Raw genomic sequence first — 325 nt, forward strand, 5'->3', positions numbered from 1 at the left:
GATCGTTAATATCCCGGACACGGTAGGCTATATGACGCCGAAGGATTACGGCAACATCTTCCGTGAGCTTACCTTGCGTGTGCCGGGCATTGAAAAAGTGAAGCTGAGCTGCCACTGTCATGACGATCTAGGCATGGCGGTAGCCAACAGCTTGGCAGCGATTGAAGCGGGTGCGACACAGGTGGAAGGAACGATCAACGGGATCGGCGAGCGGGCAGGGAACGCGGCGTTGGAGGAGGTTGCACTTGCATTGGAGACACGCAAGGATTACTATCAGGCAACCACTTCTCTGCATCTGCGCGAGATCGCCCGAACCAGTCAATTG

1 pseudogene is annotated in these 325 nt (G+C 55.7%); it reads left to right on the forward strand.

The annotated features are described in order from the left end of the window. Positions 1 to 325: pseudogene (locus MXD62_RS10785) on the forward strand (2-isopropylmalate synthase); the annotation flags it as partial.

The sequence above is a fragment of the Frankia sp. Mgl5 genome, assembly GCF_023242985.1.
GTDB classification, from domain to species: domain Bacteria; phylum Actinomycetota; class Actinomycetes; order Frankiales; family Frankiaceae; genus Parafrankia; species Parafrankia soli.